Source organism: Colwellia marinimaniae (assembly GCF_002207865.1).
Classification (GTDB): domain Bacteria; phylum Pseudomonadota; class Gammaproteobacteria; order Enterobacterales; family Alteromonadaceae; genus Colwellia; species Colwellia marinimaniae.
Window position 1 is genome coordinate 1 of the sequence record NZ_BDQM01000429.1, and the last position, 247, is coordinate 247.

The following is a 247-nucleotide window of genomic DNA, read 5'->3' on the forward strand; positions in this document are numbered from 1 at the left end:
GTCATCCTCCAGCAAGTCGTAATGGGCGGGCAGGCCCTGCTGCTCCAGCACCGCCAGCGGCGCCGTGCCCAGCAGCGCCGCAAACCAGCTGTGAAAGGTGCGTATCTGCACGGGGCGGCCCGCGTCCAGCGTCTGCCGGTATAGTTTTTGTAGCTGCTCGCGCTTGTCCAGAGCGCGCTGCGGCCCGATTCCTCTTGCAATCAGCTCTTTTTCCAGATCGGGCAGCGGCTTGGCCGCAAACTCCTGC

Annotated in this window: 1 protein-coding gene; it reads right to left on the reverse strand. The window is 64.8% G+C overall.

Annotated elements, in window-relative coordinates; genetic code table 11:
* The coding region (locus MTCD1_RS19940) for a hypothetical protein (protein WP_143760219.1) at positions 1-247 on the reverse strand (247 nt) is incomplete at both ends.